16 protein-coding genes are annotated in these 25,388 nt (G+C 43.6%); 9 read left to right on the forward strand and 7 right to left on the reverse strand.

Annotated features, from left to right (window positions below; translation table 11 throughout):
• Window positions 1-19: 19 nt before the first annotated feature.
• From BACHE_RS03305 to BACHE_RS03330, 6 genes are all read right to left on the reverse strand, one after another.
• Window positions 20-1,024: a family 43 glycosylhydrolase gene (locus tag BACHE_RS03305; RefSeq protein ID WP_013546288.1), complete on the reverse strand. Its 1,005-nt coding sequence runs from the start codon at window positions 1,022-1,024 to the stop codon at window positions 20-22.
• 18 nt (window positions 1,025-1,042) lie between these two features.
• Window positions 1,043-2,011, reverse strand: a complete 969-nt coding sequence (locus tag BACHE_RS03310) for a glycoside hydrolase family 43 protein (protein ID WP_041579608.1) — start codon at window positions 2,009-2,011, stop codon at window positions 1,043-1,045.
• 213 nt (window positions 2,012-2,224) lie between these two features.
• Entirely contained in the window at window positions 2,225-3,811 is a 1,587-nt protein-coding gene (locus tag BACHE_RS03315) for a RagB/SusD family nutrient uptake outer membrane protein (RefSeq protein ID WP_013546290.1), read from the reverse strand.
• 23 nt (window positions 3,812-3,834) lie between these two features.
• A complete protein-coding gene (locus tag BACHE_RS03320; RefSeq protein WP_013546291.1) occupies window positions 3,835-6,834 on the reverse strand; it encodes a SusC/RagA family TonB-linked outer membrane protein in 3,000 nt (999 codons plus the stop codon).
• A gap of 188 nt (window positions 6,835-7,022) precedes the next feature.
• Complete coding sequence (locus tag BACHE_RS03325; RefSeq protein ID WP_013546292.1) at window positions 7,023-10,976, reverse strand: hybrid sensor histidine kinase/response regulator transcription factor; 3,954 nt, start codon at window positions 10,974-10,976, stop codon at window positions 7,023-7,025.
• Window positions 10,977-11,013: 37 nt separating this feature from the next.
• Entirely contained in the window at window positions 11,014-12,828 is a 1,815-nt protein-coding gene (locus tag BACHE_RS03330; protein ID WP_013546293.1) for a glycoside hydrolase family 2 protein, read from the reverse strand.
• Between the two features lie 783 nt (window positions 12,829-13,611).
• Here BACHE_RS03330 and mnmG point away from each other — a divergent pair.
• The 6 genes from mnmG to deoC all read left to right on the forward strand — a co-directional run bounded on the left by mnmG (window position 13,612) and on the right by deoC (window position 19,796).
• Window positions 13,612-15,486, forward strand: coding sequence for a tRNA uridine-5-carboxymethylaminomethyl(34) synthesis enzyme MnmG (gene mnmG / locus BACHE_RS03335; protein ID WP_013546294.1), 1,875 nt, complete (start codon window positions 13,612-13,614; stop codon window positions 15,484-15,486).
• Between the two features lie 56 nt (window positions 15,487-15,542).
• Window positions 15,543-16,067, forward strand: a complete 525-nt coding sequence (locus BACHE_RS03340; protein ID WP_013546295.1) for an adenine phosphoribosyltransferase — start codon at window positions 15,543-15,545, stop codon at window positions 16,065-16,067.
• A 19-nt stretch (window positions 16,068-16,086) separates the two neighbouring features.
• A complete protein-coding gene (gene uvrC / locus BACHE_RS03345; protein ID WP_013546296.1) occupies window positions 16,087-17,937 on the forward strand; it encodes an excinuclease ABC subunit UvrC in 1,851 nt (616 codons plus the stop codon).
• A 179-nt stretch (window positions 17,938-18,116) separates the two neighbouring features.
• The gene (gene dtd / locus BACHE_RS03350) at window positions 18,117-18,569 is read left to right on the forward strand and encodes a D-aminoacyl-tRNA deacylase (protein ID WP_013546297.1); all 453 of its coding nucleotides are present in this window, start codon (window positions 18,117-18,119) and stop codon (window positions 18,567-18,569) included.
• Window positions 18,569-18,907 (forward strand): nucleotide pyrophosphohydrolase, encoded by a 339-nt coding sequence (locus tag BACHE_RS03355; RefSeq protein ID WP_041579159.1) that lies wholly within the window; start codon window positions 18,569-18,571, stop codon window positions 18,905-18,907. Before dtd ends, BACHE_RS03355 begins: the two co-directional genes overlap by 1 nt.
• A complete protein-coding gene (gene deoC / locus BACHE_RS03360; protein WP_013546299.1) occupies window positions 18,894-19,796 on the forward strand; it encodes a deoxyribose-phosphate aldolase in 903 nt (300 codons plus the stop codon). Before BACHE_RS03355 ends, deoC begins: the two co-directional genes overlap by 14 nt.
• An 88-nt stretch (window positions 19,797-19,884) precedes the next feature.
• Here deoC and BACHE_RS03365 read toward each other — a convergent pair whose 3' ends face one another.
• The gene (locus BACHE_RS03365) at window positions 19,885-20,859 is read right to left on the reverse strand and encodes a polyprenyl synthetase family protein (RefSeq protein ID WP_041579160.1); all 975 of its coding nucleotides are present in this window, start codon (window positions 20,857-20,859) and stop codon (window positions 19,885-19,887) included.
• A gap of 86 nt (window positions 20,860-20,945) precedes the next feature.
• Between BACHE_RS03365 and polA the strand changes: the two genes are divergently transcribed.
• From polA to BACHE_RS03380, 3 genes are all read left to right on the forward strand, one after another.
• Window positions 20,946-23,804 carry a DNA polymerase I gene (gene polA, locus BACHE_RS03370; RefSeq protein ID WP_013546301.1) on the forward strand — a complete coding sequence of 953 codons (2,859 nt, stop codon included), beginning with the start codon at window positions 20,946-20,948 and terminating at the stop codon, window positions 23,802-23,804.
• Between the two features lie 278 nt (window positions 23,805-24,082).
• On the forward strand, window positions 24,083-24,475 hold the full coding sequence (locus tag BACHE_RS03375) for a DUF3836 domain-containing protein (protein ID WP_013546303.1): 393 nt from the start codon (window positions 24,083-24,085) through the stop codon (window positions 24,473-24,475).
• Window positions 24,476-24,744: 269 nt separating this feature from the next.
• Complete coding sequence (locus BACHE_RS03380; RefSeq protein ID WP_013546304.1) at window positions 24,745-25,371, forward strand: HD domain-containing protein; 627 nt, start codon at window positions 24,745-24,747, stop codon at window positions 25,369-25,371.
• The last annotated feature ends 17 nt before the right edge of the window (window positions 25,372-25,388 follow it).

Genomic DNA, 25,388 nt, shown 5'->3' on the forward strand with positions numbered 1-25,388 from the left:
TCATATCTGTTTTATGTTGTTAGAATACAGGTTTTTCGGACTCTGTGGAAGGAGAAGCTCCCTCTACTGAGGGCCAGCCGTCCTTCCAGTCAATCTTGTCCATCATCAATACACGCCCTTCGGGATTCTTTGTGCTCACGGCATGGTAAAAGAACCAATCGTTGCCGGCATTGTCCTCCACAATCTCAGAATTATGACCAGTGCCTACAAAAGCATTATTCTTATGGATCAGGACTTCGTGTTTATTGTCGAGCATACGTCCGCCATTCTTGTCAACGTATGGTCCGAAAAGACTCTCAGAACGGCCTACGACTGTAGTATAAGTACTGTTCAAGCCCTCACAACAGCTACCTATGGAAGCAAAGAAATAGTAATAGCCGCCTTTCTTATGGATATAAGTGCCTTCGTATGCTGTTCCTGCCACTTGCTGAGGCGTAGCGCCTTCTTTGAGTGAGAGTCCGTCATCCGATAGTTCAATGCCATAAATACCCCGGAAACTGCCCCAAAAAAGGTATTTCTTCCCTCCGTCTTCCATATAGAAAGGATCAATAGAGTTCTGCACATCGATTTCATTGCTACGGAACATCTTTCCATGATCGGTAAAAGGTCCTTCGGGCTTGTCGGCAGTAGCACAGCCGATACCGCAAGTCCATTCGCCTCCCCATACGGACATAGAGTAATAGAGCACATATTTATCCCCTATCTTGTTGATATCCGGCGCCCACAAACCACCTTTTTCTTCAAAGTTGGGACGGGTACGTTCGGTAAAGGCCGTACTCACATATTCCCAATCCACCAGATTCTTGGAACGATGAATCGGCAGATTACGGATATCCTCGGTGGCATACAGATAAAAATATCCATCCTCTCCCTTAATAATGGAAGGATCGGGCAGACTGTAATTAATAACCGGATTCCGGTATACATTCTTCGTTTGTTCTTCCTTATTGTCTTCTTTGGCTAATGTCGATGAGGAACAAGCTACCAAAGAGCACAATACTGATAGGACTAATAACTTTTTCATAAACGTATTTTCATTTCTTTATTTTACTACTTTAGGAGTCATATATTCCTTGCTGATTCTCATACGATCCACACCATCTACCTTTTCGAAAGACACATCGCCGATATACATAGCCCGCGGATGGATCGTGTGCTTGTCTTTATGGGCATGGAATACAAGACGAAGTTTGCCGGCTTTGTCTGTAAACGTGGCACTATGCCCCACTCCAACCAGATCTCCGGGTTTCTGTAACAAAGGATTCTCGTCGTATTTGGTCCAAGTGCCCATTAAGTCGGTAGCTGTGGCACAGCCTATGCCATAGAAAGGACTTTCATAACTATTGGCAGAATAGGTCATATAATAGACTCCGTTACGCTTTATAACGAAAGGGCCTTCATTGACACGCGGCCATACTTCCTCCCAAGCTTGTGATACATGGATGCAAGGATGCATGGTCTCTGTTTTAATGGTTATGAGGTCTTCTTCGAGTTCGGCTACCCAGATATTCAGTCCGTCGTTGAAACGGTCGAAAAAGAGATAAGGTGTACCGTCATCATCAATAAACAGAGAGTTGTCAATACATTTTTCGTCGGCAATCATAGGTGCTTTATTCGTTTGTACAAAAGGGCCTTCAGGCGAGTCGGCTGTTGCCACACAAATATGCTCGTCAGCCGAATAATACATATAAAACTTTCCATTGACTTCATAAACCTCTGGGGCCCAGAACCAACGGTCTGCCCAAACATCCTTTTTATGCAATGCCATGGTTTTATATTTCCAGGTCTGCAAATCATCGGAAGTATAAACCTCGATGCCATCTTCAGCATTAGTGCCGTATGCATAATAAGTACCCTTGTGCAACATAATAAATGGATCGCCGAGAAGTACCGGTGTTTCAACTCCCTCGACGACAATCTCGTCAATATTCTTGTATTCCGAAGAACACGACTGGCAAGAAGTCAGTGCGATCAACGAAAACAGACTCATACAAATAAAATGATTCTTCATAACATATTCTTTATTGGTTCCTTTTGTCCAGTCGTTATCCATAGTTACAACATAAACCGGCTTACTCCAATGAACCAAATCATCGGAAACATAAAAATCCCCGTTTGTAAATACTTCGCCGACAGACAAGCATAAGGTATAGTAAGAAAAGAAAAGCCATGTCGGAAGCATCCTCAATAAGAAAGCACTTCCAAACATAGCCTTCTTTAGTTATTAATAGTTAGGATTCTGAGTAAGCTGCGGAATATCATTCACCTTACTTATTTCAACCTCATCCGTTGGAATAGGCATACGTCTGTGTTTCCCGACTACAAAATTATTGAAATCCTTGTCACGGGCTTTCAGCTCATCTATTCCTGCTTGGGAATCAAGCAAGCCCCAACGCTTCAAGTCAGCCCAGCGCCAGCCCTCGAAACAAAGTTCCAAAGTACGCTCCATTTGGAGGCGCTTGAGGAAGGCATCCTTTGAGCTCAGGCAATCTTTCCACTGACTGTCTTTCAACTTGGACAGACCTGCGCGCTCTCTTACTTTGTCCACATAAACGGCAGCATCGGCAACAGGAGCATTTGTTTCAGCCAGACACTCCGCATAATTCATCAAGATGTCGGCATAACGCATGATGCGGTAGTTGTTACGTGCAAAATAGTCTTCACGTTCACGATAGTAAGAAGTATTGTACTTACGGATGTAGCAATCCTCCGAATCTTGTCCCCATTCGTCGAACCACTGCGAAGCATCCGCATTGGCATAATATTTTTTAGATTGATCGGGAAAATCATCACCAAAGTGTTTATAGAGAATACTATTGTATAAACGCAAGTCGTTTTTACCATCTGCTCTTTTCTCTTTCAAGAACTCATCTACCAACCAACGACGTGCTTTTCCGTCACCCCAACCTGTACCATGGTCACCACCGGGAGCATAGAACTGTGTACGTTGGAAACCAAATGCCATGCTGGCATCATTACCTGTTCCACCTTTGTTCTGATCATCGAACTGTATTTCAAAGACACCTTCTTTGTTGTTCTCATCCAAATCGGTGAAGTTGTCTTCACGGTTGGCAATAAGTCCATACAAAGTACCTTCCTTGTCAATCAACCATTGCAGTTGTTCTTTTGCCTTATCATACTTGTGTTGCTGCATATAAGCCTTGCCAAGCAATGCTTTGGCCGCACCTTTCGTAGCACGTCCCAAATTGGCAGCATCCCAGGATTCCGGCAAATTGGCAGCAGCAAAAGTGAGGTCTTTCTCTATCTGATCCCAGATTTCCTGTTCAGAAGCATCCGTCGGAATATAACCTGCATCTTCAGGTTCTAAAACCAGCGTACCCTTATCCCACAACAAGTTTACCTGGAAGTACCACAAGGCACGCAGGAAAGAGGCTTGTCCTAATACTTGATTCTTGGTTGTTTCGTCCATCTCAATTTTAGGCACATTAGTCAAGACCTGATTGCAACGGAAAATGCCGACATAGAAATGTTCCCAGTGTACTTTATTCCCTTCATAAAAATTGTAATTCGTATAAAGGAAACGCGTCCAGTCACCTAATTCAATCCAAGGAGAAGAACTCCATCCTTCGTCCGAAGTCAAGTCATAACGGAAAGAAAGCCAACGCATCCAGGTTCCCTCTTTATAGAGGAAACTATAACAAGCATTTACACCAGCCTCAGCATCTTCCTCCTTGTTCCAAAATGTGGTATTTGTTGCCTCATTGGGGTTATCAATATCCAGTAAACTTGCACTACATCCGGAAAATAAAACCATAGTACCGACAAGCATTAATCTATATATCTTTTTCATAATTATTATACTTGATTTATAAGTTAAAAGGTCAAATCCAAACCAAACATCACAGAACGGGTATTTGGATACGCAAAGCTATCTGTTCCACTATTCCAGATATTCGTATTCACAAAGTCAGGATCAAGACCGGAATATCCGGTTATCGTAATCAAATTGCTACCGGTAGCGTACAAACGTAACTTTTCTATGCCCAGATTAGTCAACCACTTTTGTTTGAAATTATATCCGATAGAGATATTTTTCATACGGAAGTAAGAACCGTTTTCCAAGAAGCGGTCTGCATCCATAGAGTTACGTTGGTCACCATAGATGATACGCGGTGTATTGGAGTTTGGATTTACCTGATAGGGTTCTTCACCTTTCTTAAAACGAATGTAGTTAGAATTATCTGAGAACAATCGACCTTGCCATTGAGCAACATTATAAATCTTATTGCCAAACTGTCCGTTCCACATCATGCTGAAATCAAAATTTCTCCATTCTGCATTCAAAACGAGTGATAATTGCACCTTAGCCCACGGACTGCCACAATACTGACGATCATCAGCAGTAATCTGTCCATTATCATCTTTATCAATATATTTCACATCACCTAACTGCGGACGTTTTCCATTGATTAAGATAGGCTTGCCTTCAGAAGTTACATAATTATCAATCTGTTCTTGTGTTTTGAAAATACCGTCAGTCTTATACAAGAAGAACTCTGATAACGATCTGCCTTTTTCTGTTCTGGCCTGACCTGAATCAATAAAAGGCTTTCCATATCCCAAATCCAAAACTTTATTACTCAACGTAGTCACATTCAGTAATGCACCATACTTAAAATCCGAGAATTGATCCTTCCATCCAATACTCATTTCAAATCCCCGGTTACGCAAACTGGCCGCATTTGCTTTAGGTGAACCTCCCTGATTGCCTGCAGAAATAGCAATCGGCATCTCAGTCAGCACATCTTTTGTTTTTGAATTATAATATTCGGCGCTGACAGACAAACGTTGATTAAGGAAGCTGGCATCAAAACCTACATTCACAGTTTCTTTAGTTTCCCAAATAAGCCCTGTATTTACCAACTTCACTTGAGTAGAACCCGGAACAATAGTTCCGCCAAATACTGTTACAATACTTTGATTGATCGTTCCGATGTAATCCCAATCACCAATGGAAGCATTACCCAAACGCCCCCAGTTACCTCTGATCTTCAAATCACTAATCCAAGGTACATCAAAGAATTCTTCATTTGATATTCTCCAAGCAGCAGATACGGAAGGGAAGTTACCCCAACGGTTTTCCTTAGATAAACGGGAAGTACCGTCACGACGAAAAGTTCCGGTCAGATAGTATTTATCGTCATAGATATAATTTACACGTCCCAAATAAGAAATCATCGCATTTTCACTAATGCTATTCGTATTCTGCTGGTTGCTTTGCCCAGCATTCAATACGGTGAAGTAATCCCCGTCACCCATCATCGGGAAGTTCAGACGAGAAGCCCAAAGTCCTTCCCATTCATGGTGCTGATAAGTAGTACCTACTACAGCGTCCACGTGGTGCTTACCAAAATCTTTGTTGAAATTCAATGTATGCTCTATCAACATATTGTACGTGTTATCACGCGCCTTTTGTCCTTCCGGATCACGATGTTCCTGATTTTGAGTCCAGTTACCTTCACCACGGAACCAAGAATTCTCGTAGAAATAGAGGTCGATACCGCCATTGAGTTTATAAGAAAGGAAGCTGAATGGTTTCACCTCCAACCATAAAGAACCATTCAAACGATTCTGACGGTAATGACGATATTCCAAATTTTCGCGTGCAATTGGGTTCACGCCGAAAGTATTGTATTTGGCAGCATCACCATAGCCATATCCACCCGGATTATTTTCATCGTAAATAGGAATGGTAGGCATCATACGCAAGAAGTCATTGTAAGTATTTGTCTGGTTCGGGTCAGTGTTCGTGAGTGAATAAGCCAGATTCTCACCGAAAGAGAACCAGCCCTTCTTTCCTTGTGTATTAACACGAAAACTGTAACGGTCGAAAGTATTTCCGTATGAAACGCCATCGTTGTTATAATAACCGGCTGACAAGAAGTAGCTACCCGAGTCACCACCACCGGAGAGCGATACATTGTAATCTTGCACCAAAGCTGTTTTCAGAATAGCATCCTGCCAGTTGGTATCATACTCTGAATGTTTCTGAGTAGTTGTTACACTGGCAATACCATCCTTAATGGCTTCATTGTAAGCAATATCATTATACTTTATGTATTCTGCCGCATTCATCAAATCATATTTCGGACTCCATTCCAATGTTTCCTTCACGCTAACATTTACTTTCATAGGACCTTTTGCCCCTTTTTTGGTAGTAACGATAATCACACCGTTAGCAGCGCGCGATCCGTAAATGGCAGCAGCAGAAGCATCTTTCAAAACCTGGATAGACTCTACATCCGCAGGATTAAAATCAACTCCCGGATCAGTAATCATACCATCAACCACCCACAACGGAGAATTGTTGCTCAAAGAACCGACACCACGAATCTGAATGGAAGCATCTTCACCGGCCCTACCCGTACTACGTACATTGACGCCAGTCGCCAAACCTTGCATCTGGCTGACCAACGTTCCGGCAGCGCTTTTCTTCATTTCCTTCGTATCTACCACAGCAACTGCACCGGTCAAGTCTGATTTTTTCACAGTCTGATAACCGATGACCACCACCTCTTCCAACGCTTTTGCATCATCCTGCATTATGACATGCAAGGCAGATCCTTTAAAAACAACCTCATGGGTAAGCATACCAATATAGGAAAAAACGAGCGTACTTCCTTTCTTTCCGTTCACAGAGAAACTACCGTTGAGATCGGTAATAGCACCCGTAGTAGAACCTTTCACTACTACATTCACACCTGTTAGAGGCTCATGATTCGTATCTGTTACCGTACCGGTGATAATCACATCCTGTGAATAAGCGGTAGCTGCAAATACAACAAAGAATAAGAATAAGATTTTCTTGATCATTTTTTATAGAATTAGATTTTGAAACGATAAATCGGTTAACCTTTTCGAATGCAAATATATCTGCATAAAGCCAAAACAGATAGCAATATCGCTTCAATCTATACAATTATATATTCAAAAAACACCTCTGAAACATGCTTAAGAAGCGTTTGACACGATTGTTCTATTTTCATGATTCAATCAGTATATTATTTCACAAAATCCTTAGGCAAAATACCAAATTGCTTCTGAAAACATTTAGTAAAATAAGAGGGAGTATTAAATCCTGTCATGTAACAAACCTCATTTACTTTGTATTCTCCTTCTTTCAGCAATAATGCAGCCTTCTTCAAACGCTCCAGACGGATGTAATCGTTCGGCGTCATATCCAATACTCCTTTTATCTTCCGGTTCAAGCTGGAACGGCTCATATTCAGCAAACCTGCCATATCATCCAGGCAGAAGTCCGGATTCTGTAGGTTCTCAAGCACTACTTCATTCAGCATTTTGAGGAAAGCCTCATCCGCCTTCGTCATTGCTATGCTATGGGTCTGCACAAAAGGAGAATGGGCAAAAGAAACACGCAACTTCTCTCTATTGCTCAATAAATTAGAAACACATACCCTTAAATACTCTACCGAGAACGGTTTCTCGATATAAACATCCGCACCCAACTTCATACCTTCTATTTTTGCTTGAAGAGTGGTCTTTGCCGTCAGCAATATGATAGGGATATGGCTATAGTCAAGTTCCGATTTCAGACGTTCACACAATTCTAATCCGTCCATTTCGGGCATCATAATATCCGAAATAATAAGGTTTACCGTATGTTCCTCCAAAATATTCATAGCCTCAACCCCATTCATGGCTGTCAGCACCTGATACTCCGACGATAGTTGCTTGACAACAAACGCCTGCATTTCCAGACTATCCTCCACCACCAGGAGAGTGTAACGGCATTGATTTATAACAGCTTCCACCTCCCTCTTTTCAGCAGATTCTTCAGCCACCATCGGCTTTTTCTGTCCGATAGCCACCGTTTGTACATGCTTCACCGGAATCGACAATACGAAGCAGTTATTCCTCATAGAATTCTCCATACACAAAGTCCCTTCATGGAGTTCGGCAAGCGAACGCGCCAGCGCCAGTCCGATGCCCGTACCCGGTACGGAGCTCAACATACCGGCTTTGTATTGGATAAACGGTTTGAATATCTCCTCGCGCAGTTCCGCCGGAACCACAATTCCGTCATTACATACCGAAAAGAACAGTCTCTCCCCTTCGGCAAACAACTTGATGCGGATGTATGTATCGGAATATTTAATAGCGTTGGTCAACAGATTGCTGATAATCTTGGTCAAACCTTCCCTATCCACCGAAGCATACAGGCTTTCGGGAGAATCGATAGTCAGTTCCAACTCTTTCTGCCGCGCCAAAGGCCTAAAGCGCTTGTACGTTTTATGCAGTATATCCACCACATCACACTCCACAAAGTTCAGTTGGAATCCTTGTGTTTCCGTTTTCCGGAAATCAAGCAACTGGTTAACCAAATCGAGCAGACGGTTTGTATTCAAATCCATGATCTCAAGATCATCTCTAATCTCTTCAGAAACAGACTTGGACGTCAGGACATTCTCAAGTGGGCTCTTTATCAGTGTAAGTGGCGTACGTATTTCATGCGCCACATTCGTAAAGAAGTCTATCTTGGCCGTATAAAGTTCTCGTTCCTTCTCCCGTTCAAACTTCTCGATGGTCTGCTGGTGCTTCCGTTGGGTTCTCTTTCTGAAATAGAGAACAAAAGCAAGCAGCGAGCACAAAGCCAACACTATATAAACAGCATAAGCAGATGCAGACAGATAAAAAGGAGGATGGATGCGTATAAAAAGCACGCGCTCTTCTTCGTTCCACTTCCCGTCACTGTTGGAACCTCTAATACGCAATTTATAACTTCCGTATGGCAGATTAGAGTAGTTGATGATGGAATTCTTCCCTACTCCATACCATTCGCGATCAAAATCTTCCAGTTTATATTCCAACCGATTCATTTCGGGAGCCTGATAGCTCAAAGCTGCAACCTGAAGAGAGAAAGAATTCTGGTCGGCATCCAGCTCTATTTCATCCGAATAAGTGATGCTTTTTTTCAATGGGGAATCAGGACTACTCACTGTCAGCGGCTTATTGAATAAATAAAAATCGGTAATAGCTACCGGAGGGAGAAAAGTGTTCTCGACAAAAGTCTCCGGGTCGAAGATGATAAAGCCGTTGATACTGCCCAAATAAATGCGCCCCCGGCTGTCACAATATCCCGACTGAAAATTGAATTGATTGCTCAACAGCCCGTTAGCAGTGGTATAGACATGCTTGCTTCCCGTATCCGGATTGAAGCAGACAAGTCCATGGTTCGTCGTAATCCACAGATTCCCCTTCTTATCTTCTACCATTTTATAGACAGTATTGCTTGGAAAACCTTTTAGCATATCATAACGGGTAAAGTTATCCGCCTCCGGATTATAGCGGCAAAAGCCTTCACCGAGCGTCATAAACCATAACCGCTTCTTGCTATCTTCATAGATACTGATTACCTTATTGTAGGAAAGAGAAGTAGGGTCATGTTCATCGGAAAGGTAGTTTTTCCATTGCCGGGTGCGGACATTATAGCAAAACACGCCATTGGAGAAAGTCGCAAACCACAGATTGCCATTGAAATCTTCCAGGATATTGTAAGTAAACATATTCCTCAACTGCGGAATACGGGTAAAGTCATCAGAAGAACGATTGTACTTCAACAAGCCAGAGGTAGTACCTATCCATACATCGCCCGTAGTGGTTCGGCAAATCGTAAAAACATCATTGGCCATCATCGAATTGTCGGCTTCGCCTTTAGAATAATGCTTCACTTGCTTGGTACGCAGATTTACCCGGTTTAGTCCGCCGGAGAAAGTACCCACCCACAAATCGTCTCCATCCAGACAAAGGCCATGCACATTCTTGTAGATGGCAGAATGTTCGAACGGTTCCAGCTTCCCGCTTGCCGGGTCAAAATTAAACAAGCCTTTATCCTCTGTGCCTATCCACAGTGTGCCGTCATTGCTCTGGCATATCTCGCGCACCCTGCGGCCAAACTGCCTGAGATCATCTCTCGGATAGAATTTCTCAAAATAAGTCCACTGATACGGGTAATAGTTCACGCCGCCAAAGTACGAACCTATCCATACACCATTCTCCTTGTCACAGCAAAGCGAATAAATGGCATTATCCGACAAGGCATAGGAGTCATCCTGTCCGGGAACCGTCAGATGAGTCACTTTGCCACTCGTCAGATTGTATATATACAACCCCAACTCCGTACCTGCCCACAATTCATCGTCCGATCGAAACTGCAAGGAGCGACAATAGGTATCTAAAAGCCTGCGTGTCTTACCCGTGGTAAAGTTTATTTCGGTCAGTCCGTTGAGCGAGGCTACATAAACACAATTGTGCGGTCCGTTGACTTGCCAGTTGATAATATCTCCTTTAAATACTTCGTTCCCGTCCACATCCTTGAAAGGTTGCAAGGGAGCCTCGAAGTCAGCCTTGGCACAATAAAGGTTATCGGCATACAGAGCCAGCCAACAAGTGTCCCCATTCATCCAGAAACGGGTGACATTGGGCAGTCCCGAATCATGAAGATAGTTGCGTAACTTTTTTTTATCGTATTCGTAGCAGAACAATCCCTGATTCTCTACCGACATCCAGATATTGTAGTGTTCGTCGCTTCCGATCATGGTCACGAAATCACGAATCACTGTTCCCTGGTCACTTACCAAATTGAAAGCAGTAAAAGAATCCAATACCGGATTATAGATAAAGATACCTCCATCGGTTCCTATCCAGATATTCCCTTCGTGGTCTTCATAAAGCGCCGTTATAAAGTTCTTACCCAAACCGGAATTCTCCTTCTTATACACACGAAAAGACAAGCCGTCATAACGGTTCAGTCCGTCTTTCGTGCCGAACCACATAAAGCCTTTCCTGTCTTGCAGAATCTGATATACAGTGTTCTGAGACAGTCCGTTCCGGACATCCATCGTTCTGAAATAGTAGTGAACAGTATTCTGCGCACAGACCGGCAATACCGGCAGGATGCACAGACAGAAAAAAAACTTCAGCATCGTCCGTTTCATAAGCCTTGCCTTGTTATACAGTTGTGGACTAAAATAGCTATTTCAATGCATTACAGATGCGCGTATTCACATCTTTAACACGCTGCTTATCCAATTTTATGACTTTGCGGTCGTAGGTCATCAAGCCGTTCACTTCCACTTCCACGTCCGTGGTCTGTGTATAGACAGCCGCCGATAAACCCTTGTCTATCAACTTGTACAGCATATCGGCATACTTCACATACTCATCCGTCGCCTCTTTGGACGAATTGAACTGAATATATCCCCAATTGCGGTTTGGCTCCCAAAGGTGTTCTTTCAGCACAAGGCCGATGCCGCCATATTCGCCCAAGACCGTCACACGCTGGGCATCATACAGGTACATTTCCGGCTCCGGATAGTTATGAAGGTCAAGCATGTCACCACAAGTATAGTGATTGCCTCCACTTGCTGGATTCACCAGACGTGTCGGATCATGCTGCTTGGTCCATTCGGCTATCTCCGAGGTCTTGAACTGCCCCCAAGCCTCATTGAATGGAACCCATGTGCCAATGCAGGGATAAGAATAAAGACAGTCCATTATTTCTTTCCATTCCTTGCGGTAATAAGCCTCAGACTCGGCAGAACGCTTCATCTCAATGCCGTCAAAGTATTTGCGGCTCTGCCATTCGGGGCTATGGTCGCCACTCGGCATGTCTTGCCATACAATGATTCCAAGTCTGTCGCAATGCATATACCAACGTGCCGGCTCTACCTTTATATGCTTGCGAATCATATTAAAACCGAACTCTTTCGTCTTTTGCACATCATACAGTAAAGCCTCATCCGTAGGGGCAGTGTACAGTCCGTCAGGCCACCATCCCTGATCCAGCGGACCGAACTGAAACAACGGCTTATTATTCAGTTCCAAACGTACAATTCCATCTGTGTCACGGCGAGTAGAATACTTACGCATAGCCGCGTAACTATCCACTTTGTCCACCACCTTACCGTCATTTTTCAAAACTACTTTCAGCGTATAAAGGAAAGGGGATTCAGGACTCCATAGTTTAGAGTCTTCCGGCATGGCTATTTCCACAGCTTCTGCATTCACACTTTTTCCGATAGCCACCAAGTGGTCACCGTCATAAACACCTACCTCGACAAGACCAGAAAGCGCGTCCGTACTAAGCTCAGCCTTCACAATCAACAGGTTATTGTCAATATCGGGTGTAATGCGCAGATGTTCGATATGCTTGCCCGCCACAGGTTCCAGCCATACTGTTTGCCAGATACCACTTACAGGCGTATACCAGATGCCATGTGGTTTGCTGATTTGCTTGCCTCGCGGCTGAGGTCCTTTATCTGTAGGATCCCAGACTTTTACAACCAGATTATTAGTTCCTTTAACCGATAAGGCCTCCGTTATGTCAAAAGAAAACGGAGTGAACCCGCCAGTATGGCTACCCACTTTGACTCCATTCACCCAAACGTCGGTTTTCCAGTCCACAGCCCCGAAATGCAACAAGACCTGTTTCCCTTTCCAGGCTGAAGGAACCTCAAAAGTCCGTTGATAAACCAGTTCCTGGTTTTCGTTCACACGCTTTCCTACTCCCGACAAAGAGGACTCCACAGCAAAAGGAACTAAAATCTCCCCATCAAACCGGGGCGGAATGCGTTTTCCTTTATCGATAATAGCATAGTTCCATAATCCGTTCAAGTTCTTCCAATCACTCCGTTCCATGATAGGCCGGGGGTACTCGGGAAGTACATTGATCACGTCTATCCGGGATGCCCATTCTGTTTTGATTTTATCACCTACCGGCTTCCATTGTGCCGAGCTACCGATTACAAACAACGTCAAGAATGACGATAAGAGGAAAATTCGTCTCATGGTACTATCATATTATTAGTTTCAACTGAAGCAAAGATAGGCCGATCCGAAAAAATTTAATAGAAATATTGAACCAATAAATAGAACGTATATACTTTCTTCTTAGCATTTTTTTATTGGAAAGTAGTTATAAAGGCTTATACAGAGATGAAATGTTGCTTATTGGCAATGATTACCGGATTTCATTGTTTATATGTTTCGAGTACGCCTTACTAAATTTTTATAATATATTTACTATCAGGACATTAATTATATAAAAAAGCATAGGCAAATGTAGGTTGTTTTTTACTTTTCCTACCTCTCATCTACAATCTTTTCTCCTCAATTTCCACACAATCAAACAAAAAGTACTTGCTTCACCTACCACCTTCCCCTTCGGGTTCTCCTCTCAAGAAGAGAAAGATTGAAATACCACTGCTAATTAATAGAACTCACTGTTGCGGAGCAACGCCTTATACAAAGAGACATCTTATATATGGCAAGAACAGTTTTAAGGCAATGTTTTGCTCTCTTTTAGGCAGATATTCCCGTCGTTAAATAAAAGCAATACCACTTCAAGATACTGCTTTCAGAATTGTTGTTCTCTGGTTGAAATGCATGTTATTGCAGAAGCTTAAAGATATACATCATAGAATGCAGAGAATGATTTCAGACTAAAGAGTATAAAAAATTAAAGAATCATCCATATAATAAAAGTTGAAATATAGATGCATTCGATGAACTGAGCATGAAGAACCGCAACTTTTTCGTAACTTTGTGCGGTTTTAAAACTACACTGAACGAATGGATTTTAAATATGACGTTATTGTAATCGGAGCCGGACACGCTGGATGTGAAGCTGCTGCCGCTGCCGCAAACATGGGTTCAAAGACTTGTCTCATCACAATGGATATGAACAAGATCGGGCAGATGAGTTGCAATCCCGCAGTAGGAGGCATCGCCAAAGGGCAAATAGTACGCGAAATAGATGCATTGGGGGGCTATATGGGACTGGTAACAGACCGGACTGCCATCCAGTTTCGCATATTGAACCGTTCCAAGGGTCCTGCCATGTGGAGCCCGCGTGCACAATGCGACCGCAATAAGTTTATCTGGGCTTGGCGAGAAATATTGGAAAACACGCCGAACCTGCATATCTGGCAAGATACCGTACGTGAAATTCTCGTTGAAAACGGAGAAGTTGTAGGGCTGGTCACCTTCTGGGGAGTTACCTTCCATGCTAAATGCATTGTGCTTACCGCAGGAACTTTCCTCAACGGGCTGATGCACGTAGGTCGCACCATGCTTCCCGGCGGACGCATGGCCGAACCCGCATCATATGAACTGACTGAATCCATTGCAAAGCACGGCATCACTTACGGACGTATGAAAACAGGCACGCCTGTACGGATTGACGGACGAAGTGTGCATTACGAGCTGATGGACATTCAGGACGGCGAAAATGACTTCCATAAATTCTCTTTCATGAATACCGGAGTCCGCCATCTGAAACAGCTTCCCTGCTGGACCTGCTTCACCAACGAAGAGACACATCACATCTTGCGGGAAGGATTGCCGGATTCTCCCCTTTTCAACGGACAAATTCAAAGCATAGGACCACGCTATTGCCCAAGCATAGAAACCAAAATCGTGACTTTCCCCGACAAGCCGCAACATCAACTATTTCTGGAACCGGAAGGTGAAACCACACAAGAACTTTATCTGAACGGCTTTTCCTCCTCACTTCCGATGGACATACAGATTGCAGCATTGAAAAAGATACCGGCATTCAAAGATCTGATCATCTACCGTCCCGGCTATGCCATAGAGTACGACTACTTTGACCCCACCCAGTTGAAACATACGCTGGAAACGAAGAAAATCAAAAATCTGTTCTTTGCCGGACAAGTAAACGGAACCACCGGCTACGAAGAAGCTGCCGGACAAGGTATCATTGCCGGCATCAATGCGCACATCAACTGTCATGGCGGAGAGCCGTTTACCCTGGCACGCGATGAAGCATATATCGGTGTTTTAATCGACGATTTGGTAACTAAAGGAGTGGATGAGCCTTATCGTATGTTTACTTCACGTGCCGAGTATCGCATCCTTCTCCGTATGGATGACGCAGATATGCGACTTACCGAAAAGGCATGGAAATTGGGACTTGTCAAGGAAGATCGCTATGAGTTACTAAGACAGAAGCGTGAGGCCGTCAGTCACATTATAAACTTTGCACGTGATTATTCGATGAAACCAACATTAATCAATCCGATACTGGAACAGCTTGGCACTACTCCCCTTCGGCAAGGATGCAAACTGATAGATTTGATAAACCGTCCACAAATTACAATTGATAATATGGCTGTACACGTCAGTGCCCTCAAGCGTGAATTGGATAAAGTAAACGACAGAAAAGAAGAAATCATCGAAGCTGCGGAGATTCTCATAAAGTACGAAGGATATATAGGACGCGAACGAATCATTGCGGACAAACTGGCAAGACTGGAAAGCATAAAGATAAAAGGAAAGTTTGACTATAATTCAATCCAATCTCTTTCTACAGAAGCCAGACAAAAGCTGACAAAGATAGATCCGGAAACAATAGCCCAAGCAAGCCGTATTCCGGGAATATCTCCGAGTGACGTCAACGTGTTATTGGTACTTTGCGGGCGATAAGAGGCAAAGTTCCACGTGAAACAAACAATTCAATAAATATATTAAATAAACTGATTATGAGCAAAGAAACACTCATCAAGAGCATTCGGGAAATCCCCGACTTTCCCATACCGGGAATCCTGTTTTACGATGTAACTACTTTATTTAAAGATCCGGCTGCATTGCAAGAACTGTCAGACACATTATACGAAATGTATAAGGACAAAGGCATAACCAAAGTAGTAGGCATAGAATCCAGAGGATTTATTATGGGCCCCATTCTTGCGACCAGATTAGGAGCCGGCTTTATTCCAATCCGCAAGCCGGGGAAACTGCCTGCCGAAACAATAGAAGAAAGCTACGATAAAGAATATGGCAAAGACACTGTGCAGATGCACAAAGATGCGATCAACGAAAATGACGTCATTTTATTGCACGATGACCTTTTGGCAACAGGAGGCACTATGAAAGCCGCCTGCAAGCTGGTGGAGCAGATGAGTCCCAAAAAGGTTTATGTCAACTTCATCATCGAGCTAAAAGATCTCCACGGAAAAGATGTATTCAGCAAAAACGTCGAAGTGGAATCCGTGTTGTCGCTATAAACACTCGCTTCACTTTCTTATGGAAGAACTCAAGACCAATGATTATCTGAAAGGGATCGTTTCCAACCTGCCCGAAAACCCCGGCATTTATCAATATCTGAATGCCGAGGGAGTCATCATATACGTAGGCAAAGCAAAAAATCTGAAACGCAGGGTTTCCTCCTACTTCAACCGGGAACATGAGCCGGGCAAAACCAGAGTATTGGTAAGCAAGATAGCCGACATACGCTACATTGTGGTCAATTCAGAGGAAGACGCCCTATTGCTTGAAAACAACCTTATCAAGAAATACAAACCCCGGTACAACGTTTTGCTGAAAGACGACAAGACCTATCCTTCCATCTGTGTGCAGAACGAATATTTTCCACGCGTCTTCAAAACCCGGAAAATAATCCGTAACGGCTCGTCATATTACGGCCCTTACAGCCATATTCCTTCCATGTATGCCGTATTGGACCTCATCAAGCATCTATATCCCTTGCGCACCTGCACCCTGAACCTTTCCCCGGAAAATATACGGGCAGGAAAGTTCAATGTATGTCTGGAATACCACATCAAGAACTGTGCAGGCCCCTGTATAGGCAAACAGACCCAGGAAGACTATCTGAAAAACATCGCTGAAATCAAAGAAATTCTCAAAGGGAATACTCAGGATATAGAAAGGATGCTTTTCCAGCAAATGCAGGATCTTGCTGCCGACATGAAATATGAAGAAGCACAAAAAGTCAAAGAAAGATATCTGCTCATAGAAAATTACCGTTGCAAATCAGAAGTGGTAAGCAATGTACTGCACAACATCGATGTATTCTCCATCGAAGAAGACAACGACGAAAAGTCTGCCTTCATCAATTATCTGCATATCACAAACGGAGCCATCAACCAGGCATTCACCTTCGAGTACAAAAAAAGACTGAACGAAAGTAAAGAAGAACTGCTTTCATTAGGTATTATCGAGATGCGCGAAAGGTACAAAAGCCTTTCCCGCGAAATCATCGTACCGTTTGAGATTGATATGGAGTTGAAAGACGTAGTATTCACCATACCGCAACGAGGAGATAAAAAGAAACTGCTGGAGCTTTCCATCCTGAATGTGAAACAATACAAAGCCGACCGCCTGAAACAAGCGGAAAAACTGAATCCAGAACAAAGAGCCGTGCGCCTTCTAAAAGAAATCCAACAGGAACTGCACCTTGAGCGCCTTCCGATGCAGATAGAATGCTTTGACAACTCGAACATCCAAGGTTCGGATGCAGTAGCTGCCTGTGTCGTATTCATCAAAGGAAAGCCGTCCAAGAAAGATTATCGGAAGTATAATATCAAGACAGTAGAAGGGCCGGATGATTATGCGTCCATGAAAGAGGTTGTAAAGCGGCGTTATCAGCGTGCTGTGGAAGAAAAAACACCCCTGCCCGATCTTCTTATCACCGATGGAGGAAAGGGGCAGATGAGCGCCGTAAAAGAGGTCATTGACGAACTCTGCCTAAACATCCCCATCGCCGGTCTTGCCAAGGACGGCAAACATCGCACCTCAGAACTATTATACGGCTTTCCGCCACAAACCATCGGACTGAAACAAAACACCCCTCTTTTCAGGTTGCTGGCGCAGATACAGGATGAAGTGCACCGATTTGCCATCGCCTTCCATCGCGACAAGCGCAGCAAACGGCAAACAGCCTCTGCTTTGGACGAAATAAAAGGTATAGGAGAGAAAACCAAAGCCGCACTGCTCAAAGAATTCAAGAGCGTAAAACGCATAAAAGAAGCATCGTTCGAAGAATTAACCTCCATTACAGGAGAAGCAAAAGCCAATATCATCCGGAGCTATTTTGCAGAGACCAATACCGGACAAATCAATCCCGCAAGACAATGAATTTATGGCTCACCCGAAATTTAAGATGATGGAACAGGGTACATAACATTATCCGATCAGATCTTAGAGCATCTCAGTCAGGTACTTCAGCGGTATCTTTTTGCTGTACTTTATCACTCCATTTTTCGGATGAACCAAATTTATTTGTAACTTTGTCCATTAAAAAGAAAACGAACAGCATGAGAGTAGTTATACAGCGTACCGGACACGCCTCCGTAACCATCAACGGAACCTGTAAAGCAGCTATCGGAAAAGGCTTTATGATATTGGTAGGAATCGAAGAAACCGACGGAAAGGAAGACATAGACTGGCTGTGCAAGAAGATTGTCAATCTCCGTGTTTTCGATGATGAAAACGGAGTAATGAACAAATCCATTCTTGAAGTAGATGGTGAAATACTGGTTATCAGCCAATTTACCCTGCATGCCTCCACTAAGAAAGGTAACCGCCCCTCTTACATAAGAGCTGCAAAACCGGAAATATCAGTTCCGTTGTACGAACTCTTCTGCAAAGAATTAAGCAACGCATCGGGCAAAGAAATAAGCACTGGAGAGTTTGGGGCCGACATGAAAGTAGAATTACTAAACGATGGTCCTGTGACCATCTGCATGGATACAAAAAACAAGGAATGATGACGTTAGAAGAAGCGCAGAAAAAAGTGGATTCCTGGATCAAGGAATACGGAGTACGCTATTTCAGCGAGCTCACCAACATGGCAGTTCTTACTGAGGAAGTAGGAGAACTGGCTCGTATCATGTCACGCAAATATGGTGACCAATCCTTCAAAGAAGGAGAAAAAGACAATCTCGATGATGAAATTGCAGACGTTCTGTGGGTACTTCTCTGCATTGCCAACCAGACCGGAGTCAACGTGACCGAGGCTTTCACGCGCAATCTGGAGAAGAAAACCAAACGGGACCGGACAAGACATATCAACAACCCGAAATTGAAAGATTATGGAGAAAAATGAACCTACCCAAAGCAAGTATGATGCTGCCTTGGCAAAGTACAACACCCAGTTGGACGATGCCGATATCGCAGCACAAGTAGCTAAAATCATCGCAGAAAAAGTTTCTGCCAACAATACGCCCGACGTAAAGAAATTCTTGTTCAATTGCATTGACCTCACTACACTGAGCAGTACGGACAATGATGAAAGCGTAATGAAGTTTACACAAAAGGTAAACCAATTCGATGAAGAGTTCCCCGACTTGAAGAACGTGGCGGCCATCTGTGTATATCCCAACTTTGCCGAAATCGTGAAAGACACGCTGGAAGTGGAGGATGTAAACATAGCCTGCGTATCGGCAGGTTTCCCATCCTCACAGACCTTTATTGAGGTAAAGGTGGCTGAAACAGCCATGGCAATCATGGAAGGTGCGGACGAAATTGACATTGTCATCTCAATAGGTAAATTCCTGGCAGGAGACTATGAGACAATGTGTGAAGAGATACAGGAACTCAAAGAAACCTGCAAAGAGCACCATCTGAAAGTAATTCTTGAAACAGGAGCCTTGAAAAGTGCCTCTAACATCAAAAAAGCCTCTATCCTATCCATGTATTCGGGCGCTGATTTTATCAAGACTTCTACAGGAAAACAACAACCCGCTGCCACTCCGGAAGCTGCTTATGTGATGTGCCAGGCGATAAAAGAATACCATACACTGACAGGCAATAAAGTGGGATTCAAACCTGCCGGAGGCATTAATTGCGTAAACGATGCACTGATATATTATACCATCGTCAAAGAGGTGCTTGGTGAAGAATGGCTGAACAATGAACTGTTCCGCTTAGGAACCAGCCGCCTTGCCAACTTGCTGCTTTCAGAAATTAAGGGAAAAGAAATGAAATTCTTCTAAAAGCAATATTGCAACAAACAAAAAAGAAGCCTGACAAGAGATCGTTCTTATCAGGCTTTATTCTTGAGAACCATATTTTTTTAGCCGGTTATTTTTCCCGTTCCACTACATAATCCAAATAAGCAGCAAGAGCAGTTCTTACATCTGTATCAGGCATGGAAGCCAAAAGCAGTAACGCCTTTTCCCTATAAGCATACATCATTTGCGAAGCATATTCAATGCCCCCATGCCGCTTTGTAAATTCAATCAGAAAGGCTATTTCATCGGCCGTGGCATCTCCATTCTTTACTTTGACGGCAATCTCACCGGCTGTTTCATCTCCCGTAGAGTTAAGTGCATAGAGCACCGGAAGCGTCAACTTCCCTTCCAGCATATCATTGCCGGTAGGCTTGCCTATCTCCCTGCTTTCAAAATAATCGAATATATCATCTTTTATCTGGAAGCAAAGACCGATGTACTCACCAAACAAACGGGCAAATTCAGCCCTTTCGCCGTCAGCCCCCACCGAAAGAGCACCGGCTTTGGTGCAAGCCGCAAACAAGACAGCAGTCTTCTTACGTATGACATCAAAATAAATATCTTCAGAAAACTGGAGATTGCTGACATTGGACAGTTGAAGAAGCTCCCCTTCTGCCAAATCCTGCCCCAGACAGGAAACGATATCTATAATAGCATGGTTACGCGTCAGCCCCACCTGCACTAAGGCCGTCGCCAAAAGATAATCACCGGACAATACCGCCACCTTATTATTGAAGATAGCATTTACAGAGAGCTGCCCTCTCCGTTCGGTACTTTCATCCACCACATCATCGTGTACAAGGCTGGCATTGTGCAACAGTTCCAATGCAACTGCCGCGTGAAGGGTTGCAGGGCAGATTTCACCATAAAGTTTTGCTGCCAGAAGCACCAACATAGGGCGCATCATCTTCCCATTCTTTTGCCGGATATGCGCAATAACACTATTCAACAAAAGATTGGAACTGGAAAGGGAACTATCAAATAGTTTTTTGAAGTCCTCCAATTCCACAGAAATCGGAGTTTTTATAAGTGATGAGTTATCCATGCATCGCTATTTGCCTACAAAAATAGTAATAAAACGGTTAATACGGTATTTTTTTGTACTTTTACCATGAAAAAAAGGATAAATCTATGAATTCAACCGATAAACTCTTTCTGCTCGATGCCTATGCGCTGATATATCGGGCCTATTATGCGTTCATCAAAAACCCGAGAATCAATTCCAAAGGATTCAATACTTCAGCCATCCTGGGATTCGTCAATACACTTGAAGAAGTGCTCAAAAAAGAGAATCCTTCACACATCGGCGTTGCCTTCGATCCTTCCGGACCCACATTCCGCCATGAAGCATATGAACAATACAAGGCACAACGAGAGGAAACCCCTGAAGCCATCCGCCTGTCCGTACCCATCATAAAGGACATCATACGCGCTTACCGCATCCCCATCCTGGAAGTACCCGGCTATGAGGCCGACGACGTAATAGGCACTCTTGCCACCGAAGCAGGAAAACGTGGTATCACCACTTATATGATGACACCCGACAAGGATTACGGTCAACTGGTAGCCGATAATGTATTTATGTACCGTCCCAAACATACCGGCGGTTTTGAAGTGATGGGCGTGGAAGAAGTAAAAGCAAAATTCGATATCCGGTCCACGGCACAAGTCATCGACATGTTAGGACTGATGGGAGATGCTTCCGACAACATTCCCGGCTGCCCGGGTGTAGGAGAGAAAACCGCACAAAAACTGATAGCCGAATTCGGAAGTATTGAAAACTTACTGGAACACACTGACCGACTGAAAGGCGCTCTTAAAATAAAAGTAGAGAACAACCGGGAAATGATAACCTTTTCTAAATTTCTTGCAACCATCAAAGTCGATGTACCCATCACACTCGATATGAAAGCGCTTGTTCGTGAAGAAGCAAATGAAGACGAGCTACGCAAGATTTTTGAGGAATTGGAATTTCGCACACTTCTGGATCGGGTATTGAAAAAAGGGAATTCTCCCCTACCCTCCTCCTCAACTCCATCTGCCAGCCCCGACCTATATGCCGGAACTTTGTTTGCAGCACAACCGAAAACCAATGCTGATGAAAAAAGCGGTCCGGTTCAAGGCAATTTGTTTGCAAATTTTGCGGACGACGGGGCAGACAGCTCTAAAAATTCAAATCTGACGCGTTTAGAATTGCTGGATACAGACTATCAACTTATTGATACAGAGAAAAAAAGAAAGGATTTTATTCAAAAGTTAATTACATCCGAAATTTTATCAATAGACACGGAAACCACCGGAACAGAACCAATGGAGGCAGAATTAGTGGGTATGAGCTTCAGTGATGCCGAAAACCAGGCATATTATGTACCTGTTCCTCCCATTCGTGAAGAAGCCTTAAAAATAGTAAATGAGCTTCGTCCACTCTACGAAAATGAGAAATCACTGAAAGTCGGGCAAAATATCAAATATGACATGATTGTTCTCCAAAATTACGAAATACAAGTAAAAGGACCTCTTTTCGACACAATGCTTGCTCATTACGTACTTCAGCCCGAACTTCGTCACAATATGGACTACCTGGCGGAAATCTATCTCCATTACCAAACCATCCACATTGATGAGCTTATAGGTCCGCGGGGAAAAAACCAGAAAAACATGCGTGACCTTTCGCCCGAAGAAGTTTACCGTTATGCCTGCGAAGACGCAGATGTCACTCTGAAACTGAAAAACATTCTCGAAAAAGAACTGAAGGAACAAGGAGGCGAACATTTGTTCCATGAAATAGAGATGCCCCTTGTCCCAGTGCTTGTCAATATAGAGTCCAATGGAGTACGCCTTGATACGGAAGCCCTTAAACAATCATCAGAACACTTCACGATTCGCCTGCAGGAAATAGAAAAAGAAATCTATGCATTGGCAGATGAAACCTTCAATATCGCTTCACCCAAACAAGTCGGTGAAATACTTTTTGACAAACTGAGAATTGTAGAAAAAGCCAAGAAAACCAAGACCGGACAGTACGTCACTTCCGAAGAGGTGCTTGAGAGTTTGCGTGGCAAACACGGGATAATCGGGAAGATACTGGAATACCGTGGGCTGAAGAAATTGTTGAGTACCTACATCGACTCCCTTCCACAACTGATCAACCCACGCACAGGACATATCCACACCTCATTCAACCAAGCAGTCACCGCTACGGGACGACTCAGTTCCAGCAATCCCAACCTGCAGAATATTCCCATCCGTGATGAAGATGGCAAGGAAATACGCAAAGCTTTCATTCCGGATGACGGCTGTGAATTCTTCTCCGCCGACTATTCGCAGATCGAACTGCGCATCATGGCACACCTCAGCGAAGACCGGAACATGATAGATGCCTTTCGTAGCGGATACGACATCCATGCCGCCACCGCCGCCAAGATATATAAGACAGACATCAGCGACGTGACAGCCGACATGCGGCGCAAAGCGAAAACCGCCAACTTCGGCATTATATACGGGATTTCTGTATTCGGCTTGGCAGAACGCATGAATGTTTCCCGTCAGGAAGCCAAAGAACTGATTGACGGATACTTTGAAACCTATCCGCAAGTCAAGGAATATATGGACAGAAGCATCCGGATAGCCCGTGAAAACGGCTATGTGGAAACCATCTTCCACCGCAAGCGCTTCTTGCCGGATATCAACTCGCGCAACGCTGTGGTACGTGGCTATGCCGAACGCAATGCCATCAACGCACCTATACAGGGAAGTGCCGCCGACATCATAAAAGTAGCCATGGCACATATCCACCGCCGCTTCGTAAGTAACAATCTGAAAGCAAAGATGATTTTACAGGTCCACGATGAGCTGAATTTCAGTGTTCCGGCTTCGGAAAAGGAGATTGTACAAAAAATTGTAATCGAAGAGATGGAGCATGCATATAGCATGCACGTACCCCTGAAAGCCGATTGTGGATGGGGAAAGAACTGGTTGGAAGCACATTAATCCAAGCAATAACGTTATTTAACTTACAATCAGAAAGCAACAGAAGTAAACTTTTAAAATACAGTTTGCTCACCAGAATATCCGGCAAGTTCTCTGCCGGATATTTTTTTGTTCATCTATCTTGCCAAAATGAAAACATTCCCTAACTCCATAATATGACATTTTGATATATTTTAATTCCATATAAGATTTTATGTCAATTAAATGCATACCTTTGCAGCGGATTTAAGAGCATTATGACAGCAAATAGCAAATCAATAACCAAAAAGAATATAATCATGAAAACAAAAGTATCTTTAAAAACAATGATTGTTTCAGCACTCCTCTTAGTTTGCGGATTAAGTACATATGCTGACAACAAAAGCAATCTCATTTACAATTCAGAAGAAGTGAATGGGGTGATGGTAGGACAAACCGTATATAAAATGGACGGTAATACTCTTGCCAACTATATGAAGTATAATTATAAATATGACGACCAGAAACGCATGACAGAAAGCGAAGCTATGAAATGGGATGCGGACAGAGGTATATGGCACAACGATATGTGCATCCGCTATGCTTATCAAGGCAAATCGGTTACCACTACCTATTACAAGTGGAGCAACAAAAAAGGAGAATACGTATTGGTTCCCGAAATGACAGTTACGATGGATAATCCCAGCATGTAATCTGCTTCGGTGCATTTTTCTCTTAAAGAATCAATTTACAATCTAACAATAACAACAACTTTTTCTTTAAAAACTTCGAGAGGCGGAATACGTGATGCATTCCGCCTCTTGAAGTTTTATTGCTTATCAGAGACTTCCTCCTTCAAGACATTCCGATACAATACAACGCTCCACAGGGATGCTGTTGCGCAAAAGTAGTAAAAAAAAGAAGGAACAGGATAGAACCTGAAAAAATAAAGATATATCTTTGCCTCCATAAAAGAACAATCATGATACCCGAAACGCTCCTTATTTACATAGAAACCGAGATTATTCCCCGCTACAAAGAATTTGACAAAGCCCATAACCTCTCGCACGTGCACACCGTGATTGAAGAAAGCCTCGCCCTGGCCCGCCGGCATCCCGAAGCGGACGAACGTTTAGTATATGCCATCGCCGCCTATCATGATACGGGGCTTTGCCGCGAACGTGCCACGCATCACATCCTTTCGGGAGAAATACTGATGGCAGACAGCAACCTGCACCAATGGTTCACAGAGGAAGAACTTCTGCTTATGAAGGAAGCCGTAGAAGATCACCGTGCCTCCACCGACCACGAGCCGCGCAGCATCTACGGGCGCATCGTGGCCGAAGCCGACCGGATAATAGACACTGACATCACCCTGCGCCGCACCGTGCAATACGGACTGAAACAAAATCCTACTGCCGACGAGGAGTGGCACTACCAGCGTTTCTATAAACATCTCATGGAGAAGTATGCCCCCGGAGGATATCTGAAACTCTGGTTCCCCGACGGGAAGAATGCTGAACGACTGAAAGAATTGCAGAAAATTATTGCGGATACAGAGAAGCTAAAACAGATATTCCATAGAATATATACAGAAGAAAGCAGATAAAGGTCTGTACGCAGTTC

Origin of the sequence: Bacteroides helcogenes P 36-108, from assembly GCF_000186225.1 — a bacterium.
In the GTDB taxonomy this organism is placed as follows: domain Bacteria; phylum Bacteroidota; class Bacteroidia; order Bacteroidales; family Bacteroidaceae; genus Bacteroides; species Bacteroides helcogenes.

Bases quoted from the DNA above. Each gene is read 5' to 3' on its own strand.
- BACHE_RS03305 (WP_013546288.1), bottom strand. From the start codon at position 1,024: ATGAAAAAGTTATTAGTCCTATCAGTATTGTGCTCTTTGGTAGCTTGT.
- mnmG (WP_013546294.1), top strand. From the start codon at position 13,612: ATGGATTTTAAATATGACGTTATTGTAATCGGAGCCGGACACGCTGGA.
- dtd (WP_013546297.1), top strand. From the start codon at position 18,117: ATGAGAGTAGTTATACAGCGTACCGGACACGCCTCCGTAACCATCAAC.
- BACHE_RS03310 (WP_041579608.1), bottom strand. From the start codon at position 2,011: ATGAAGAATCATTTTATTTGTATGAGTCTGTTTTCGTTGATCGCACTG.
- uvrC (WP_013546296.1), top strand. From the start codon at position 16,087: ATGGAAGAACTCAAGACCAATGATTATCTGAAAGGGATCGTTTCCAAC.
- BACHE_RS03375 (WP_013546303.1), top strand. From the start codon at position 24,083: ATGAAAACAAAAGTATCTTTAAAAACAATGATTGTTTCAGCACTCCTC.
- BACHE_RS03315 (WP_013546290.1), bottom strand. From the start codon at position 3,811: ATGAAAAAGATATATAGATTAATGCTTGTCGGTACTATGGTTTTATTT.
- BACHE_RS03325 (WP_013546292.1), bottom strand. From the start codon at position 10,976: ATGAAACGGACGATGCTGAAGTTTTTTTTCTGTCTGTGCATCCTGCCG.
- BACHE_RS03355 (WP_041579159.1), top strand. From the start codon at position 18,569: ATGACGTTAGAAGAAGCGCAGAAAAAAGTGGATTCCTGGATCAAGGAA.
- deoC (WP_013546299.1), top strand. From the start codon at position 18,894: ATGGAGAAAAATGAACCTACCCAAAGCAAGTATGATGCTGCCTTGGCA.
- BACHE_RS03320 (WP_013546291.1), bottom strand. From the start codon at position 6,834: ATGATCAAGAAAATCTTATTCTTATTCTTTGTTGTATTTGCAGCTACC.
- BACHE_RS03365 (WP_041579160.1), bottom strand. From the start codon at position 20,859: ATGGATAACTCATCACTTATAAAAACTCCGATTTCTGTGGAATTGGAG.
- BACHE_RS03340 (WP_013546295.1), top strand. From the start codon at position 15,543: ATGAGCAAAGAAACACTCATCAAGAGCATTCGGGAAATCCCCGACTTT.
- polA (WP_013546301.1), top strand. From the start codon at position 20,946: ATGAATTCAACCGATAAACTCTTTCTGCTCGATGCCTATGCGCTGATA.
- BACHE_RS03330 (WP_013546293.1), bottom strand. From the start codon at position 12,828: ATGAGACGAATTTTCCTCTTATCGTCATTCTTGACGTTGTTTGTAATC.
- BACHE_RS03380 (WP_013546304.1), top strand. From the start codon at position 24,745: ATGATACCCGAAACGCTCCTTATTTACATAGAAACCGAGATTATTCCC.